This window comes from Pseudoclavibacter soli DSM 23366 (assembly GCF_000423505.1).
Taxonomy (GTDB): domain Bacteria; phylum Actinomycetota; class Actinomycetes; order Actinomycetales; family Microbacteriaceae; genus Pseudoclavibacter_A; species Pseudoclavibacter_A soli.
The window spans coordinates 423,174-441,038 of record NZ_AUIC01000004.1 but is presented as its reverse complement, the minus strand read 5'-3'; the positions used below and the strand labels follow the sequence as shown (position 1 = coordinate 441,038).

Annotated in this window: 16 protein-coding genes; 9 read left to right on the top strand and 7 right to left on the bottom strand. The window is 67.3% G+C overall.

The window, feature by feature from the left end; genetic code table 11:
* Positions 1-7 precede the first annotated feature (7 nt).
* The gene (locus G557_RS14095; protein ID WP_028245186.1) at positions 8-1,321 is read right to left on the bottom strand and encodes a bactofilin family protein; all 1,314 of its coding nucleotides are present in this window, start codon (positions 1,319-1,321) and stop codon (positions 8-10) included.
* A 195-nt stretch (positions 1,322-1,516) separates the two neighbouring features.
* On the opposite strand from G557_RS14095, the gene G557_RS0104965 reads away from it, so the two are divergent.
* The 3 genes from G557_RS0104965 to G557_RS0104955 all read left to right on the top strand — a co-directional run bounded on the left by G557_RS0104965 (position 1,517) and on the right by G557_RS0104955 (position 5,388).
* On the top strand, positions 1,517-3,082 hold the full coding sequence (locus G557_RS0104965; protein ID WP_028245185.1) for an HNH endonuclease signature motif containing protein: 1,566 nt from the start codon (positions 1,517-1,519) through the stop codon (positions 3,080-3,082).
* A 223-nt stretch (positions 3,083-3,305) separates the two neighbouring features.
* Positions 3,306-3,830 carry an ECF transporter S component gene (locus G557_RS0104960; RefSeq protein ID WP_028245184.1) on the top strand — a complete coding sequence of 175 codons (525 nt, stop codon included), beginning with the start codon at positions 3,306-3,308 and terminating at the stop codon, positions 3,828-3,830.
* Between the two features lie 94 nt (positions 3,831-3,924).
* Positions 3,925-5,388, top strand: a complete 1,464-nt coding sequence (locus G557_RS0104955; protein WP_028245183.1) for a protein adenylyltransferase SelO — start codon at positions 3,925-3,927, stop codon at positions 5,386-5,388.
* Here G557_RS0104955 and G557_RS0104950 read toward each other — a convergent pair.
* Positions 5,385-6,287, bottom strand: coding sequence for a bifunctional methylenetetrahydrofolate dehydrogenase/methenyltetrahydrofolate cyclohydrolase (locus G557_RS0104950; RefSeq protein ID WP_051224611.1), 903 nt, complete (start codon positions 6,285-6,287; stop codon positions 5,385-5,387). The two genes, G557_RS0104955 and G557_RS0104950, sit on opposite strands and share 4 nt — an antisense overlap.
* Before the next feature lie 127 nt (positions 6,288-6,414).
* Between G557_RS0104950 and nadA the strand changes: the two genes are divergently transcribed.
* Genes nadA through G557_RS0104925 form a run of 5 tightly spaced genes read left to right on the top strand, consistent with a single transcriptional unit; the run spans position 6,415 to position 12,060 of the window.
* A complete protein-coding gene (gene nadA / locus G557_RS0104945; protein ID WP_425414033.1) occupies positions 6,415-7,644 on the top strand; it encodes a quinolinate synthase NadA in 1,230 nt (409 codons plus the stop codon).
* The gene (gene nadB / locus G557_RS0104940) at positions 7,641-9,185 is read left to right on the top strand and encodes an L-aspartate oxidase (protein WP_028245180.1); all 1,545 of its coding nucleotides are present in this window, start codon (positions 7,641-7,643) and stop codon (positions 9,183-9,185) included. The genes nadA and nadB overlap by 4 nt, the downstream gene beginning before the upstream one ends.
* Complete coding sequence (gene nadC / locus G557_RS0104935) at positions 9,182-10,063, top strand: carboxylating nicotinate-nucleotide diphosphorylase (RefSeq protein ID WP_051224608.1); 882 nt, start codon at positions 9,182-9,184, stop codon at positions 10,061-10,063. The genes nadB and nadC overlap by 4 nt, the downstream gene beginning before the upstream one ends.
* A complete protein-coding gene (locus tag G557_RS0104930; protein WP_156877074.1) occupies positions 10,060-11,220 on the top strand; it encodes a cysteine desulfurase family protein in 1,161 nt (386 codons plus the stop codon). The genes nadC and G557_RS0104930 overlap by 4 nt, the downstream gene beginning before the upstream one ends.
* 18 nt (positions 11,221-11,238) lie before the next feature.
* Complete coding sequence (locus G557_RS0104925) at positions 11,239-12,060, top strand: siderophore-interacting protein (RefSeq protein ID WP_028245177.1); 822 nt, start codon at positions 11,239-11,241, stop codon at positions 12,058-12,060.
* On the opposite strand, the gene G557_RS11795 is transcribed toward G557_RS0104925, so the two are convergent.
* A complete protein-coding gene (locus G557_RS11795) occupies positions 12,057-12,788 on the bottom strand; it encodes a gamma-glutamyl-gamma-aminobutyrate hydrolase family protein (protein ID WP_051224605.1) in 732 nt (243 codons plus the stop codon). The genes G557_RS0104925 and G557_RS11795 overlap by 4 nt on opposite strands.
* Before the next feature lie 42 nt (positions 12,789-12,830).
* Entirely contained in the window at positions 12,831-13,988 is a 1,158-nt protein-coding gene (locus tag G557_RS0104915; RefSeq protein WP_028245176.1) for an acyl-CoA dehydrogenase family protein, read from the bottom strand.
* A gap of 74 nt (positions 13,989-14,062) precedes the next feature.
* On the opposite strand from G557_RS0104915, the gene lplAB reads away from it, so the two are divergent.
* On the top strand, positions 14,063-15,118 hold the full coding sequence (lplAB, locus tag G557_RS0104910) for a lipoate-protein ligase LplAB (RefSeq protein WP_028245175.1): 1,056 nt from the start codon (positions 14,063-14,065) through the stop codon (positions 15,116-15,118).
* Positions 15,119-15,122: 4 nt separating this feature from the next.
* Here the strand turns inward: lplAB and G557_RS0104905 are convergent, their stop codons facing one another.
* From G557_RS0104905 to G557_RS0104895, 3 genes are read right to left on the bottom strand one after another with little or no spacing between them, the layout of a single operon-like run.
* Entirely contained in the window at positions 15,123-16,160 is a 1,038-nt protein-coding gene (locus G557_RS0104905; RefSeq protein ID WP_028245174.1) for an LLM class flavin-dependent oxidoreductase, read from the bottom strand.
* Entirely contained in the window at positions 16,157-16,819 is a 663-nt protein-coding gene (locus G557_RS11790; protein WP_051224602.1) for an alpha/beta hydrolase, read from the bottom strand. Before G557_RS11790 ends, G557_RS0104905 begins: the two co-directional genes overlap by 4 nt.
* Complete coding sequence (locus tag G557_RS0104895; protein WP_051224599.1) at positions 16,816-17,772, bottom strand: VOC family protein; 957 nt, start codon at positions 17,770-17,772, stop codon at positions 16,816-16,818. Before G557_RS0104895 ends, G557_RS11790 begins: the two co-directional genes overlap by 4 nt.
* Positions 17,773-17,865: the final 93 nt, after the last annotated feature.

Genomic DNA, 17,865 nt, shown 5'->3' with positions numbered 1-17,865 from the left:
GTCGGAGTCACCGCTGCTCTGGGCCGGGTGTGCTTGCTGGCGGCACGACGCCAGAGCCAGCTGGAGGAACGGTGGGCGGCGCACCTGGCACGTAGACCGGCCCGGCGCTGTTGACTGGCTGGAATGAGTATTGTGCCGGCGGCTGAGCACCTGCGTACGGAGGCAGAGTGGGCGGCACCGACGGATTGCCTCGCTCAGGGGCGCCATGCGCGCGATTGCGCCGCCACTGCCAGAACCAGAGGGCGATCGCTCCGACGCCGATCAGCTGGGTCGCCAGCCAGAACACGATTCCGGCTACTGGCACGCTGAGCGCGAGGGCCAGCAGCGGGGCGCCGACCAGAATCTGCACGTAGGTGTTCGCTCGCCGCAGGATGAGCCGCCCGATGAGCGCGGCAACAACCACATGAGCGAGCAAGCCCAGCAGTATGGCCAGCAGCAGCAGCCCTGCGGCGATTGGCAGGCCGATGTAGGTCAGTGCGACGAGCACGATGGCAATTGGTGTGGCTGCAAGCACGATGAGACCCGCCAGTACGCTCCAGCCGAATCTCGAGACTCCAACGGCTGCGGTGCTGCGTACCCAGCGCGGAGCCAGGAAGGTCACCAGGGCCGCGGCTGCGGTGAGAGCCAGCAGGCCGTAGAGCAGGCCGAGCAGCCATGCGCTGAACTGCTCACCAGCGCTGGGCTCGGCTGTGGTCTGCGGCGCGTGGTAAGAGATGTCGCCGCCCACGTTTTGCTGGACATTGGAGCTCAGCTCGTGGTCGGCTGCGTAAACCAGATCGCGACCGATAGTGCCGCCCAGAGTCAAATCACCCGCACCGACCATGGCATCTCGTCTGAGTGTGCCGTCGATGGTGACGGTGCTGCCGGCCAGAGTGGCATCTTGGCCCACCGTGGCAGTGTCAGAGATGTGCACGGTTTCGCCTGCCAGTGTCACACTGCGCTCGACGTCTCCGCTGATCACGATCGACTGCGCTGCTGCGCGTACGCTGCCGGTCACGGTGCCTTCGATCACCACCTCCTGTGCCGCGGCAATGACATCGCCTTCAACCTTGCCGGTCACCACCACTCGTTGGCCTGCGGCGAACACATCGCCGTTGATCGTGCCTTTGACGGTGATGGTCTCGCCGGCGGTGTAGACGGTGCTATCGGCATCGCTAACAACCTGGTCGCTGCTGGCAGCGACTGCCGCAACGGGCAGCCCGATGGCGAACAAGAGGCCCAAGGCCAAGGCGAGAAGCCATGGACGGCCACGCCGCCGCGATCGGCTGGCGACGGATTCACCGTTGGAAGCTGGTGCAGTGGTGGCTTTGTCTGAGGTCATGCCTTGAGCCTATCGGCAGTCACTGACATTGCATAGGTCGGGCATAATGTGGGGCAAAAAATCGCACGCGAAAAGGTGCGACGACCGGTGATCTGAAGTGTGCATCCATAAGCGTGGCAGGAGCTGACAGACCGCGGTTTTCCCCGCCTGCGCCCTGCCTCCAAACTTGTCAGTGGGTCATGACAGACTGGCACCATGACCAGAGATCACGCATTCGACCCGCGGCAGCAGCACGACGCTGACGCGCGGTCGGGCGACAGTGCGCAGCGCGGCTTTGATGCGCCGACGGATGCTTCAGCGGCAGACGCCACATGGTCGTGGCGAGGCATGGTGATCGACGATATCGAGTGCGCGCAGTTCGAGGCTGAGCGAGTGCTGGCTCGCCAGTATCGATGGCTGGCCGATCTGCACGTGGCTGTTGTGGCCGAGGCCCATGAGGCGCGGGTCGACCCTGGGGTCATGCTGCGAGGAGCCCATGCTGAGGTCGCACGTGCGCTGGGCTGGTCAGAGCGTATGGTTTGCCGGCGCATGAACGTGGCTGAGCAGGCGGCGCGCCAACTCCCCTCGGTCATGCGCGAGTGGGAGAGCGGTGCGTTGACCTGCCAGCACGTCGAGGCAATCGTGGCTGAAGTCGGTGGGGTTCCATCTGCCGATGTGCAGGGCTTCGCCGATCAGCTGCTCGAGGCTCGGCGCCAGAGAAATCTCACCCCGTCGCAGCTGCGCAAACTGGCACGGCAGATGCGTGAAACTGAGCAACCTCAGTCAATGTTCGAGCGGCACGAGGCTGCACGCAACGAGAGACATCTGCGACTTGACCCGGCAGATGACGGCATGGCCTGGCTGAGCGTGCTGTTGCCGGCGGTCGAAGCGAGTGCGGCCTATCAGCGTATTCGGGCGATCGGCGGCAGTGTGCATTCGAAGCGCACTGATCCGCGCACCAGAGGGCAGCTCCACGTCGATGTGTTGCGCGATTTGCTGATCCATGGAGTGATTCCTGCGGCTGAAGCTCCTCGCGTCGATGAATATCACGGGCCGGCCGGCGAAAGTGTGCGGCAGGTTCGCGAGCAACTCGTCACGGCGGTCAACGAGGCACCGACTGACAACGGCGCGGGCGTTGGTGCTGGCCGAGGCACAGGCCTCGGCGCGGGCATCGTCGCTCACGTCAATGTCACTGTTCCTATGCTCACGCTGAGCCGTGGCGTCGCAGGGGCTGAAAGCGCTCCCAGCGGGTCGGCCGGTGTTTCTGCGCCAGAGGCAGACATCTACCCCTGGCTGCAAGGGTACGGACCGATCGACGAGGTGACTGCGCTGCGGCTTGCCGCGGGCAGCAGCGATCTGCGCCGCATCCTGACCGACCCAGTCACTGGAGTTGCGCTTGCTTACGGCAGGCGAAAATATCGACCGCCGAAAGAACTCGCAGCATATCTGCTCGACCGCGATCAGACCTGCCGTTTTCCGGGGTGTGACACCCCAGCCGGTCAGTGCGAGATCGACCACACCGTTGACTGGCAATACAACGGGCCGACCGACGCAACGAACCTTGCGCTGTTGTGCCGACGGCACCACGTGGTCAAGCATCATTCCGCCTGGAAGGTTCATCACCTCGATGATGAGGCAACGCTCCTCTGGACCAGTCCGTCGGGTACGCGGTACACGACGAGCGCGGCATCTGCCGATGTGCGGGTGCGCGCCCGACCATCCGAGGCGCCCTTGCAGACTCCTGTGTTCATCTCCCAAGACGATGCCCCTCCGCCCATATGAGGCTCAGTCGATGATGAGGATGCTCGAACGGCCGTGCCCGAAAGCGATGCCTGAAAACAGCGCCGTTGATCGTGCACTTGACGGTGATGGTCTCGGGTGGTGTAGACGGTGCTGTAGACGGTGCTGTCGGCATCGCTGACAACCTGGTCGCTGCTGGGCAGGGAGAGCGCCGACGTGCACAATGGAGACCATGACTGCCAAGCCTCGAGCCGGAACGACGTAACTGCTGACCTGCGCATCCATCGGTGTGACCGGAGCGCTGCTGCTGGCGCCGGCGAACTGGGCGTCGACAGCGCTGTTCACGGTGTGGCCCACGGCGTCGATCGGACTGGCCGGGCTGTGGATTCTGCCGTCGGTGGTGGCGTTGCGGTTGCTGCAGCGGCCTGGTGCGGGGCTGCTCGTGGGGCTGCTCGCCGGGTTGGTGCTGGTGCCCGTCTCGAGGTTCGGGCTCACGAGCGTGTTGACCAACCTCTGGTGGGCGTTCTTCGCTGAGGTCGGATTTCTGGCCACGGGCTACCGTGCCTGGCGCACGTGGCAGCACTACGTCGGTGCTGCGGCCGCAGGCGTGGTGTACCCGCTGACGGCGGCCGGGTTCTTCGGCCTGTGGGTGCAGCCACTGTGGTCGCAGGTGCTGTTCTTCGCTCTGTGTGCGGGCAGTCTGCTGCTGGCGACATGGTGCGGCATAGCGATTGCGGATGCCCTCCGGCGCGGCGGGGTCGGGCTGGCGCGAGCGAGCCGAGCGCGGTGAGTGCTCACGAGCTTCTTGAGCTGTGCCGCGACAAGTGTGACGAACAGCAGTGCATTGAGGTGCGCACGGACATGTCTCCGGCTACGTTTGGGGCATGACCGTGCGCACGCTCCACTTCACCAGCGAGTTCGCGACGCTGCTTCCCGAACTCAGCGTGTCGCCACGCGTCGATGACGCGGCGCCCGAGTTTGAGCTGCAGGCCATTGAGCTGAATCATGAACTTGCCGCAGAGCTCGGTCTACCGCCGGGGTGGCTCGACTCCGACGAAGCGCTGCAGGCGCTCGCCGGCGTGCGAACACCTGCCGGCGCTCAGCCAGTCGCGCAGGTCTACGCCGGCCATCAGTGGGGCGTGTTCAAACCAGTGCTGGGCGACGGTCGAGCACAGTTACTCGGCGAGATCGACACGCCCCAAGGCCGTTACGACGTGCACCTGAAGGGCACCGGGCCCACGCAGCTCTCGAGAGTCGACGGTTGGGCGGCCGTAGGCCCGATGCTGCGCGAATTCCTGGTCAGCGAGGCCATGCACGCTCTCGGTGTGCCCACCACTCGATCGCTCGCAGTGATCGCCACCGGCCAGCACCTCGAACGCGACGGCGTGCAGCTGCCTGGCGCAGTGCTCGCCCGAGTCGCGCGCAGCCATCTGCGATTTGGCAGCTTTCAGTATGTGCCCGGCACCGGCGATCTCGGCCTGCTGCGGCGACTGGGCGACCACGCAATCCAGCGGCTGTATCCCGACGCTGCGCGAGCAGCGCATCCATACCGCGCACTGTTCGCTTCGATCGCCTCATCGCACGCTCGTCTGACCGCCGACTGGATGCGCTTGGGATTTGTACACGGGGTGCTGAGCACCGACAATGTGACGATTTCGGGCGAGACCATCGACTACGGGCCTTGTGCGTTCATTGATCGGTACGACCCGACAGTCTGGTACAGCTCGATCGACGAGCACGCACGCTACGCCTATGAACGCCAACCTGAGATCATGGCCTGGAACCTGGCGCGACTGGGCGACGCGCTGGCGCCGCTGCTCGGCGAGACCCCGGCTGAAGCGCAACAGGTGATTGACGATACCGTGCAGGCGTATATCGACGAGTACGCCGAGCGTCGACTCGAGGCGTTCACTGCGAAGCTCGGGCTGCGCGATACCTCACCGGCTCAGCCGTTGATCGAGCGTGCGCTGCGTCTGCTGGCTGCTCACAGCATCGACTTCACGAGCTTCTGGGCGGCCCTTGCCGACGCGGCCAAGGGCAACGAAGCACCAGTGCGAGAGGCGTTCACCGCTCAGGGCGTGGCCGGGTCTGCATTGCTTGACACCTGGCTGGCCGAGTGGCGCGCGCTGCAACCGTCGCCTGAGATCATTCGCTCGGTGAACCCGCGATTCATTCCGCGCAACCACCTGCTCGACGCAGCGCTCACGGCTGCCAATCAGGGTGATTTCGACGCGCACCGAGAGCTGCTCGAAGTGGTTCGGCACCCGTACGCGGCTCCCGGTGCACACCCGGCCAAGTTCGCCGAGCCCGGCCCCGACCTCGAGTTCGTGACCTTCTGCGGCACCTAGTGCTGTGCGGCCAGACGTGCCGCGTTGCGTGCGGCCAGCGTCACGGTGAGCTGCCCGACGCGCGGCACGAACACGCTGGCGCGCTCCATCACAGAGTCGGCGAAGTTCGCTCGCTCTGAGACGTTCACGCAGATGGCGCCATCGCGCAGTTCGTGGGCCTCGATGGGGTCGAACGCAGCAACCGGAACCGCTGATACCACGAGGTCGGCCTCGGCCAGCGCCTGCTCGCGCGTGTAGTCGGAGTCGGCCACGAAGTGCGTGTGCCCAGCCTCGGCAGGTTCGAAAACCACTGCGCCGTCGGCGTCGAGCGAGTGCACCCGCACCCCATCGTTGGCGAGCATCGCCGCCAGGGGTTTGCCCACGATGTCGCTGCGGTTGATGACGCATGCGGTGAGCCCGCGAAGTGGCTTTTCGCCGGTGGGCGAGACCGCGTGCTGTAGCAGCTTGAGGATGGCCAAGGGCGTACACGGCAGAATGGCCGGCCACTGGTGGGTCGGGTCGACGAATCGTTGGTTCTCCCAGAGCAGGCGCGCCCAGAACGAGTGCATGCCCTCAACGTCTTTGCGGGGGTCGACCAGTTCGCGCAGCCAGCGATCGGCCGCAGGGTCGCGGAAAGGGTAGTAGAGGAAGATGCCGTCGACCGTGTCATCGTGGTTTGCGCGCGCAATCGCCTGCTCGACCTCGTCTGGGGTGACCTGCCAGACGTCAAGGGTGATGCCGGCGGCTTCGAAGCCCTTGCGTGCATACTTCGCGTAGACCGCAGCCGGGCCTTCGGTCTGGCCGAGCAGCCCCACGACGCGAACCTCGCGGCCGGTGGCTTTGATCTGTTCGACCTGGGCGATGGTCTCGTCGCGGTAGCGTGCGGTGATCGCACGGGGCTCGAGTACGGCAGCGGTCACGGTGTCCTCCAGATCAGCGATGTTTCAAGGGTACCGGGATGGCGCGACTGGTGTGGGCGCGACGCGTGCATCCACCCAGAAAGTACAGGAATGGACATGTTCACTCAACGGGGCTAGCATGAGTCTCATGGCAACCCCTGTGCAGCTGTGCGACCGTGATCTCGTTCTCGACCCGTGGGTCACCGATACCCGAACCGGCTACGGGCCGGGGGCTTCGGTGCACGACAGCGGGCACATACGCGCCGGTGGCCAACAGCCGCTGCCCGAGCGCTATCGCAGCGCATCCGCCGCAGAGTTGGCCGAGCGCATTGAGACCGCCCGCCGCACGCTCGGCACTCGCGTGCTGGTGCTCGGCCACTTCTACCAGCGTGACGAGATCGTGCAGCATGCCGACTTCGTGGGCGACTCGTTTCAGCTGGCGCAGCGCACCACCGAACATCCCGAGGCTGAGGCGATCGTGTTCTGTGGCGTGCACTTCATGGCGGAGACCGCCGATATCCTCTCGAAGCCCGATCAGGCCGTGCTGCTGCCGAACCTCAACGCGGGCTGCTCGATGGCCGACATGGCCACATTCGCGCAGCTGCGTTCTGCTTGGGAGCAGCTCGAGCAGTCGCTCGGCACCGAACCCGATGCGCAGGGCCGCGTGCCGCTGCTGCCGATCACCTACATGAACTCGTCTGCAGCAATCAAAGCCTTCTGCGGTGCACACGGCGGCATCGTGTGCACCTCGTCGAACGCGGCGACCGTGCTCGAGTGGGCGCTGCAGCGCGCCCAGCGGGTCATTTTTCTGCCCGATCAGCACCTCGGTCGCAACACCGGGCACGCCTTCGGCATCAGCGATGAGCAGATGCCGCTGTGGAATCCCCGCCAGCCGCTGGGTGGCAACAGCAGTGAGACACTGCAGAATGCCCGCATCATCCTTTGGAACGGCTACTGCTCGGTGCATCGCCGGTTCACCACGGCACAGATCGCCGAAGCCCGTTCCCGCCGCCCCGACGTCGAGGTGATCGTGCATCCTGAATGTCCCGCTGATGTCGTCGACGCCGCTGACGGCGCCGGATCCACCGACTACATTCGCCGCCGCGTCGAGCAGGCCCCGCCCGGTGCAAGCCTGGCGATCGGCACCGAGGTGACACTGGTGCACCGCCTGGCCGAGTCGCGCCCCGACCTTGAGATCACCTGCCTCGACCCGGTGGTGTGCCCGTGCTCGACCATGTATCGCATTCACCCCGGCTACTTGGCGTGGGTGCTCGAACGGCTGGTCGACGGCGAGGTGGTCAACCGCGTGCAGGTCGACCAGAGTGTGCGTGCCGACGCCGGGCTGGCGCTCGAACGCATGCTCGCCGCGCGCCCGTGATCGTCGTCGGCAGTGGCGTCGCCGGGCTGAGCGCCGTGATCACTGCACTGCTCGCGCCGGGTGACGAGCCCATCGTGCTGCTGACCAAACAGCGCCTCGAAGACTCGGCAACCGACCGCGCCCAAGGCGGCATTGCCGTGGCACTCGGTGCCGACGACAGTGCTGCCGAGCACGCCGCCGACACGCTGGCCGTCGGCTGCGGCGTCAGCAGCCGGCGGATGGTCGAGTTGATCACCGCCGAAGGCCCGGCCGCAGTGCTGCGACTGGTCGCCGCAGGGTGCGTCTTCGATCGCGACGAGGCGGGTGGGCTGGCACGTGGGCTCGAGGCAGCTCATCGTCGGCCTCGCATCCTGCACGCCGGAGGCGACGCGACTGGTCACGAAATCGAGCGTGCCCTGCTTGCCGCCCTCGACCGGCTGCGCGACGCTGACGGGCGTGGCCGAGTCACGGTATTCACCGATGCCGCGCTCATTCGCGTGTGCACACGCGACGGTCGGGCAGCTGGGGTGGATGCCCGCGTGGCAGGCCTCGTGCGTCACTTCGACGACACTCGCATCGTGCTCGCCACAGGCGGCGCCGGCCAGCTGTACCCGGTGACTTCGAACCCGGTGGTCAGCACCGGCGACGGCATTGCGGCAGCCTGGCGAGCCGGGGCGGCAGTGGCCGATCTCGAGTTCGTGCAGTTTCACCCGACCGTGCTGGCTGTGGGTGCGCGCACGCTCGTCTCAGAGGCAGTGCGCGGCGCCGGGGCCGTGCTGCGTGACGCCGACGGCCACCGCTTCATGCCGCAGCGCGACGCGCGCGCCGAGCTCGCACCTCGCGACGTGGTGGCGCACGCCTGCGCCGAAGTGATCGCCACACAAGACGGCCAGCCGGTGCTGCTCGACACCACCACGATCGACACCGACGGGCAGCCCCGAGCGCAGTGGCTCGCCCAGCGTTTTCCGACCATCTCGGCGGCCTGCACCGCAGCCGGGCTCGACTGGTCGCGCGAACCGGTGCCGGTGTCGCCGGCCGCACACTATCTGATGGGTGGCATCGTTACCGACGACTGGGGGTGCACCAGCGTGCCGGGGCTGTACGCGGCAGGGGAGTGTGCCCGCACCGGGCTGCACGGCGCCAATCGTCTGGCCTCGAACTCGCTGCTCGAAGGGCTCGTGATGGGCGCGCGCGTGGCTGAGGCCCCCGACGAGCCCGCGCACCTCGAATCAGGCACCCCGGTCTCGCTCGCTCAGCCCCAGCCTGGCCCGTTCAGTCGCAGCGAGCTGCAGCGTGCGCTGTGGCAGGGCGCGGGGCCGATCCGCGACCAGGCCGGTCTCGAACAGCTGGCCGACACGCTGGCCGCAGCCCCGGTCGACGTCGACGACACGATGGATGCCCGCGCGCTTGAAGACCGCAGCCTCGCCTTGGTCGGCCGCCTCGTGGTAACCGCGGCGATCGCTCGCACCGAGTCGCGTGGTGCTCACCGGCGCACCGACTTTCCTGAGACTGATCCGGCCCAGGCGCACTCACGCGTCTTCACGAAAGCGAGTGGGATATGAGCGACACAGTGATCGGGCCAGTGCTGCCAGAGCACGAACTGAGCGAGCTGGTGGCGCGCGCCCTGCACGAAGACGCGCCGTGGGGAGATCTCTCTGCTCAACTGCTGCCGCCCGACCTGAGTATTCGCACGCAGCTGGTGGCACGCGAACCCGGTGTGCTCGCCGGCACCCGGGTGTTGCGCGAGGTGTTTGCGCAGACCGGAGCGGGCATCCATGTGCACGTAGCGGCAGCAGACGGCGACCGCTTTGCCGCCGGCGCGGTGTTGGCCGAAATCGACGGCCCGGCACGCGGTGTGCTCACCGGCGAACGGGTTGCGCTGAACCTGGTGCAGCGGTTGAGTGCCACGGCGACGCTGACCAGGCGCTTCGTCGATGCGGTCGCGGGCACCGGCGTGCACATTGTCGACACCCGCAAAACCACGCCGGGGCTGCGTCTGCTGCAGCGCGAGGCCGTACGCGCCGGCGGCGGGGTGAATCACCGCACCGGCCTCTCTGACGCTGTGATGCTCAAAGACAACCACCTGCAGGCCCTGGGCGTTGCCGGCCCCGACGACCACGCCGGCCTCACCCGAGCCGTTGCTGCGGTGCGCGCCCGACTCGGCCACACCGTGCACCTTGAGGTGGAGGTCGACCGCATCGACCAAGTCGAACCAGTTATCGCAGGCGGAGCCGACACCGTGCTGCTCGACAACATGAGCTGCGACCAGTTGCGCCAGGCAGTCGACATCGTGGCACACCGCGCCCGCACTGAGGCCAGCGGCGGGGTCAGCCTCGATCGAGTGCGCGAGATCGCCGAGACCGGGGTTGATCTGATCTCGGTGGGCGCGCTCACACACAGCGCCACGGCGCTCGACCTCGGCCTCGATGTGGTCTCATGAGCGAGGGCGCCGGGCTGGTCGTGTTCGACGCCGCAGCGGGGCAGCCGCTGCGTCGCGAGGTGCTGCAGCAGATGTGGCCCTGGCTCACCGGTGCTGGTGGCAACCCGTCGAGCGTGCACGAGCTCGGGCGTGCCGCTCGGGCGACGTGGGATGACGCCGTCGAACGCGTGGGTGCCGCGCTCGGCGCGGCCGGGCAGCGCATCACCATCACCTCGGGGGCGACCGAGGCCGACAACCTCGCCATCAAGGGCATCATGGCCGCACAGGTCGCCGCCGGGCGCTCGCACGTAGTGATCTCGGCGGTCGAGCACTCTGCCGTGCGCGAATCGGCGGCCTGGCTCGGTCACCACGGTGTCGAGGTGTCGATCTGCCCGGTCGATGCTGCCGGTCATCTGCGGCAGGATGCGCTGGTCGACTTGGTCACCGAGCACACCGGTCTGGTCAGCGTGGGGTTGGCCAGCGCCGAGATCGGCACAGTGCAGCAGGTGCCGCAGATCGCCGCGATCGCTCATGCGCGTGGTGCGGTGGTGCACACCGACGCGGTGCAGGCCGTCGGCAGCGTGCCGGTGCGCTTCGACGAGCTCGGGGTCGACGCGCTCACCCTCAGCGCGCATAAACTCGGCGGCCCGGTGGGCGCGGGCGCACTGATCACCCGCTGGTCAACCCCCATTGAGGCGCAACTGCACGGTGGTGGGCAGCAAGATGGGCTGCGGGCCGGCACGCAGGATGTCGCGGCGGCGATCGGGCTGGCCGCCGCAGTAGAGCTCGCGGTTGCCGAGCAGGCGGCGCAGCCGATCGAGCAGTCATCTGCCCTGCGCGACCGTCTGATCGACGAGGTGGGCCGCCTCGTGCCGCAGGCGATGCTGACTGGCGACCCGGGCATCCAGCGGCTGCCCAGACACCTGTCGTGGTGCGTGCCCGGCGTCAGCGGAGAGAGTCTGCTGGTCGACCTCGAAGCGCGGGGGTTTCTGTGCAGCTCGGGCTCAGCGTGCGCCGCAGGGCGCGACGAACCGAGCCCGACACTGCTCGCGCTCGGCATCGATGCACAGGCGGCTCTCGGCGCGCTGCGAGTCACCCTGCCGCGCGAGGCTACCGCAGCGCAGGCGGACGGGTTTGCCCACGCGCTCGCAGAGGTATTGAGCTGTCGGGTGAGGTGAGGCTAAGCTCAGTGCACCATGAGCAATACCTCGATCACGAATGCCGAATCCGGGCTGGTTCATGCCGAGGTCGTGCGCCGCGAGCTGGTCACCCCGCACATGGTGCGGGTCACGCTGAGCGGCGATGATCTGCGCCGCTTCGTGTTCACCGGGTTCGACCAGTGGTTCCGGCTGGCTATTCCGGTGCGCGACGACGGTTCGAGCCTGGCCGATCTGCCCGACTCGTTCGGCATCGGCGGCTACCTGCGCTACCTGCGCCTGCCCAAGCAGACCAGGCCGGTGATTCGCAACTACACGGTGCGCAGTTTTCGGCCGGCCACCGACGCCGCGGCTCTGCCAGAACTCGACATCGACTTCGTGGTGCATGGCGATCAGGGCATCGCCGGCCCGTGGGCGGCCGCGGCCAAACCCGGCGATGCAGTCGCGCTCATCGATCAGGGGCATGGCTGGCCCGATCAGCGCCCTGCCGACTGGGTGCTGCTGGTCGCCGACGAGAGCGGCCTGCCTGCTGTGGCAGGCATTCTGCGCGATCTGCCCCGCGACGCGGTGGGGCACGCCTTCATCGAAGTGCTCGATGAGCGCGACCGCCAGCCCACTGGCGCACCCCGTGGGGTGCAGGTGCATTGGCTGGCACGCTCGGGCGGCGAGGCGCCCGGGTCGCTGGCGCTGCCCGCGGTGCAGCAGCTGAGTTTTCTGCCGGGGCGGGTGTCGGCCTTTGCCGTGGGCGAGCAGGCGCTCGCTGCAGGAGTAAGGCGTCACCTTGTTCGCGAACGCGACGTGCCCAAAGGCGATGTGACCTTCTCGGGATACTGGCGCGTGGGCCGCTCGGCGCCGAGCTAATTCTGAGGCTCACCCAAGGTCGGCGACACCTCGTCGAGCACCGCGCGCACCAGGGCGGTCAGCTGCGCGGGGTCGGCACCGGGGGCCTCAGGGTGCCATTGCACGGCCAACACCCACGGCGAGGCCTGCTCGAGGGCCTCGACGACCCCGTCATCGGCCCGGGCCGTCACGCTCAGGCCTGGGGCAATTGCGTCGGCTGCCTGATGGTGAGCCGAACGGATGCCCACTCGCGTTCGCCCCAACGCCTCGGCCACAGCGCTGCCGGGCTCGAGATTCACCTCGTGGTCGCTGAACGAGTTAGGCACCACGGCATCGCGGTGCGGGCCGTCGTCGCCGAGGTGCTGCACGAGCGTACCGCCCAAGGCGACGTTGATCAGCTGCAGCCCGCGGCAGATGCCGAACACCGGTCGACCCTCGGCCACCGCAGCGCGCACCAGCGCAGCCTCGGTGTCATCGACTCGGCGGTTGTACCCGCGCACCGTGGCATGCGGTTCGGCCCCGTAGAGCGCCGGGTCAACATCGGCGCCGCCCATGATCACGATCGCGTCGAAGTCGGCGATCGACGGAGACTCTGACACCGCATCGATGATGTGCACCTGGGCGCCAGCCGACGTGAAGGCCTCGGCCACCGTCGTGGTGAGGCCGGTGAGCATCCTGCTGAAGTCGGCCGGCACGGTAGGAGAGCCATCGGCAAACGAGATGCCGATGCGGGCGGGGTGAGCGTTCATGCATCCATTGTGCCGCAGCGCTGACCAGTGGTGGCCTCAGCGTCAGAGCGACCCGAGCAGCCCCTGAGCAAAGGTGGCATGCACCGATTCGGGGTCTGACGGGTGAAACACCCCGGCCTGCACATCGCGCGCCAACCGGGCCAGATCACCATTGCGCTGGAACGCCCCGCCTCCGCTGGCCAGCAGAGCCTCGTCGACGGCACGCTTGGCAGCGAAGGTGGTGCGGTGTTTGACGCCCGCGACCTTGGCGAACCAGGCGGCACCGAGGTCGGCGCCCGAGTCGACCAGGCCGGTGACGAAGTCGCGGTCGTTGCGCAGGCCGTCGACGATCACGCCGATCTCTGCGACGCGCCAGCGGATGTCGGGATCTTTGTCGTAGGGCAGGCCGGTCTTCAGCGATGTGCGTCGTTTCGCTGCCTCAATGGCCAGCTGCAGTGCGCGCTCGGCGATGCCCACGTAGACCGATGAGGTCAGCAGCGAGAACGACACGAAGATGCCCACCACGATCGGATCGACCGAGGGGCCCGGTGCCAGTCGGCGCACCACGCGGTCGGATGGGGCAACAGCCCCTTCAAGCACGGTGGTGCGGCTGGCCGTGCCGCGCATGCCGAGCGGGTGCCAGTCGTCGAGGGTGCGCACCCCGGGGTGGCGACGCACAAACCCATAGACGATGCGCGGGCCATCAGGGTCGTCGGCATCGAGACCGAAGGTGCCCAGCCAGCTCCATTGCGTCGACAGCGAAGTGAAGATCTTGGTGCCGGTGTACTGCACCGAGCCGTCGGGCTGGGTGTTCGCCACCGTGCTCGACCCCAGCAGCACCAAGTCGTTGCCGGCTTCAGACACACCGAAGGCGAACACCTCGCCGGCTGCGGCATCGGTCAGCACGAAATCAAGCGCACTGTCGCCGCGGTCGTGCATGAAGCGTGCCACGCCAGTCCAGACCAGGTGCATGTTGACCGCCAACGCGAGTGAGGCGTCGGCGGTGGCCAGTCGCGACTGTGCCTGAGCCGTCTGTGCAAACCCCCAGCCCAGACCGCCGAACTCGGCGGGCACCAGTGCTGCCAGGTAGCCGCGCTCGCGCAGCTCGGCGAACGACTCGTCGTCAAACGTCGCCTCGGCGTCGTGCTGCGGCGTGCGCTCGCGGATGCGCGCGAGCAGCGCGTCGTCGAGCAGCTCTTCGATGGTGGATGCGGCGGTCATCTGGTCTCCTTCGTCACGGATCTGCCCACATGCTACCTGCCCGCACCGACGTGCGCAGTCGTAGACTGGCGGGCATGCATGGTGAGTTCAAAGTGCCCGGAGGCAAGCTGGTCGTCGTCGATCTCGAACTCGATGGAGACCCTGCGCGCATCGCGCATTTCCACCTCTCCGGCGATTTCTTCATCGAACCTGGCGAGGCCCTCGACGATGTGCGCCGAGCCGTTGAAGGGCTGCCAGCATCCAGCACCAACGAGCAGATCGCGCGTGCCATTCACCAGGCAGTCGGCCCCGAGGTTGCGTTTGTCGGCTTCAGCCCAGAGGCCGTCGCCACCGCGGTGCGCCGGGCGATCGGGCAGGCAACCGGCTGGCGTGATCACGACTGGCAGCTGATCCGCACCGAGCCGCTGCCGCCGCGCGTGCACCTCGCTCTCGACGAGGTGCTCACTCGAGCGGTGGGTGACGGTCGCATCAAGCCCACCCTGCGCATCTGGAACTGGAACAGCCCTGCCGTGGTGATCGGGTCGTTCCAGTCAGTGCGCAACGAGGTCGATATGGAGGCGGCGCAACGTTTCGACATCCCCGTGGTGCGCCGGGTGTCTGGCGGCGGTGCCATGTTCATGGAGGCCGGCAACGTGGTGACGTGGTCGCTCTACGCGCCCGCCGAGCTGGTCGCGGGCATGAGCTTCGAAGACTCGTACCGCTATCTCGACGCGTGGGCGGTGGATGCGCTGCGTGAGCTGGGCGTCGACGCCTGGTATCAGGGGCTCAACGACATCACCAGCGCCGGTGGAAAGATTGGCGGTGCTGCCCAGAAACGGCTGGCGAACGGCGGCATTCTGCATCACGTGACCATGAGCTACGACATCGATGCTGACCGCATGACCCAAGTGCTGCGCATCGGGCGCGAGAAGCTCAGTGACAAAGGCATCGCCTCGGCCAAGAAGCGCGTTGACCCCCTGAAAGCTCAGACCGGGCTCGAACGTGAGCAGATCATCGATCACATGGTCGACGTTTTTCGTCGCGAGCATGGGCTGAGCGACTCTGCCCTGCGCGACGAAGACCTCGCAGCCGCCCAGCAGCTGGTCGCCGACAAGTTCGCCACCGACGAGTGGCTCTACCGCCTGCCCTGACGCTTCAGCCGAGGGCGCGACGCACCTCGGGTAGCACCTCTGTGGCGAGCAGCTCGATGGTCTCGAGCGTATCGGCCAACGGCAAACCGCCCAAGCCGATCTGTGCCAGAAAACGTGTGTGCCCGAGCAGCTCGTGCTCCCAGAGGATCTTGTCGACGATCTCAGCGGGGCTGCCGCAGAACAGGGCGTCGTGCGGACCGGCCCAGGCCTCGAACGCGGGTCGGGTGAGTCGACCGGTGCGCGGCATGTTCTGCTCGATGTACGAGGCGTAGTAGGGGTACGCGGTGTCGCGTGCCTGCTGAGAGGTGCGCGAGACGAACACATGAGAGGTGACCCCGAGCTGCGGTGTCGCGTGCCCGGCCTGCTGCGCTGCGGCCCGGTGCAGCTCGGCAAGCCCGGTGAATCGCTGCGGCGACCCGAGGATGGCCAGGTACATTGGCAGCCCCAGGCGCCCGGCGCGCTCGGCAGAGCTCGGTGTGCCGCCAACGGCGATCCACACGGGCAACTGGTCTTGCTCAGGGCGCGGCCACACGCCGGCGCCATGCAGCGATGGGCGAGTGGTGCCCTGCCAGCTCACCGGGTTCTCATCGCGGATGCGCAGCAGCAGGTCGAGGCGATCATCGAAGTACTCGTCGTAGCGGTCGAGCTCTTGACCGAACAATGGAAACGACTCGATATACGCGCCGCGACCTGCGGTGATCTCGGCACGGCCGTGGCTCAGCAGATCGAGCGTCGCGAAGTCTTCGTGCAGACGCACCGGGTCGGTGCTTGAGAGCACGCTGACCGTGCTGGTCAGCCGGATGCTCTCGGTGCGCTCGGCTGCCGCGGCCAGCACCATCTGCGGTGACGAGACGGCAAAGTCGGGGCGGTGGTGCTCACCGACGCCGAACACGTCGAGGCCCGCAGCATCAGCAGCCTGTGCCCAGGTGAGCAGGTCGTCGAGCCGACGGGCCGGGCTGATGGGGTGCCCGTCGGCATCGCGAGTGAGCTCGCCGAAGGTGAAGACGCCGAGCTCGAACGCAGGCTGGCGCGTCTCGGTCATGCCTGATCGCCACCCAGGTCAGTGTGCGCTGCGATGAACGCGGTGGCATCGGCCAGCTCTTCGCGGCTGATCGCATGAGTGAGGCCCGGGTACACGTGCGCCTCAAGGGCACTGTGCTCGGGCAGCCACTGCTCAGTGCGTTCGATCGCGACACGGGCGATGACCTGGTCATCGCCGCCGCGACCCCAGAACACTGCCGGGCGGTTCTCGGCGAGTGCGTTGTCGAGAGCCTGCGAGCCCTGCAGCACGAAGCCGCCGAACACGACCGTCGCAACCACGCGATCCGGGCGTGTGCGCAGCAGCTGTGTGGCCATCAGGCCGCCCTGCGAGAAGCCGATCGGCACAATGCGCGCGGTGGGCGAGAGGTTGGCGTCAACCCACTGCCAGATTGCCTCGGTGGCCTGCAGCACTGGCTCGACATCGGGCACACCGGGGGTGGTGATCGGAAACCATGCCGCGCCGCCGGTCGGCAGATCGAAGGGTGCGCGAAGTGACGCCCAGGCGACGTCGCCGCCGAGCTGTTCGGCGATCAGCGGCACGAGCGAGGGCAGGTCGCCTTCGTGTGAGCCAAAGCCGTGCAGCAGCACGATCACGGTCTCGGCGGTGCCGATCGGCCCGCCGGTCTGAGCGGTGTGGATGGTGGGAGCAGTAGCGGTCATGAGTTGAGAACTTCCTCGGTGGTGGCGTTGGTCAGAGACACCGCGACGGCGGTGCCCCACGGGTCGGTGGCGGTGACGGTGCGGCCGTCGTCGTTGAAGGGCAGGTGCCGATCACGCAGCCGGGCGGCCAGCGCGTCGAGATCGTCGCGGGTAGGCACCGAGATCTCGACGAGGCCGAGGCCGAGCGATGCGGCTCTCGGGCCAGCGCCCTGGCTGTTCCAGATGTTCATGGCCACGTGGTGATGGTAGCCGCCAGCTGAGGCGAACAGCGCGCCCGAGTACTCGTGCAACGTGGTCTCGAAGCCGATCGCCTCGGTGTAGAACTCCTGCGCCGTCTTGAGGTCGCCCACCTGCAGGTGCACGTGGCCGACGCTGGCGGCGAGAGTCGCCCCGGCATCGACGGCCTCCGGCGTGAGGTGGCGCTGCAGGTAGGCGTTGGGGTCGAGCCAAATGGTGTTCATCATGATCTGACCGCGCTCGTGCTGCCACTGCTCGCGCGGCCGGTCGGTGTACAGCTCGATGCCGTTGCCCTCGGGGTCGGTGAAGTAGAACGCCTCGCTGACGCTGTGGTCGCTCGAGCCCACGAAGCGGCTGAGCGGATGCTTCGCCGCGCGATACACGGTGGCCGCCAGGCTCTTCGGGGTGTCGAGCAGAAAGGCCGTGTGAAAGAGGCCGGCCTGCCTCGGGTCGACTTGAGGCAGATTCGGGGTGTGGATCAAGCGCACCAAGGGAGTGTCGCCGCGCCCCAGCACTCGGTGTACTTCGGCGCCTTGACTGCGCTCCGCCAACGGCTCGAGGGCGAGGGCATCGGCATAGTAGCCCGACATCTGCTCGAGATCGCCGACGCGCAGCGTGACCGCCTCCATGTGGGCAGCCGCGTTGATCACTTGTTCATCGGTCGCCGGATGCGCGAGGGGCGTCGGTGCCTGCGCTTGGCTTTGCAGGGTGGTCATCTGGTGCTCCCTCTGTGTGCCCGCAATCTGTGTGCCCGCAATCTGCGGATGCAGCTGAGCCTAGCAAAGAAAAGTTGTAGCCACAATCAATAA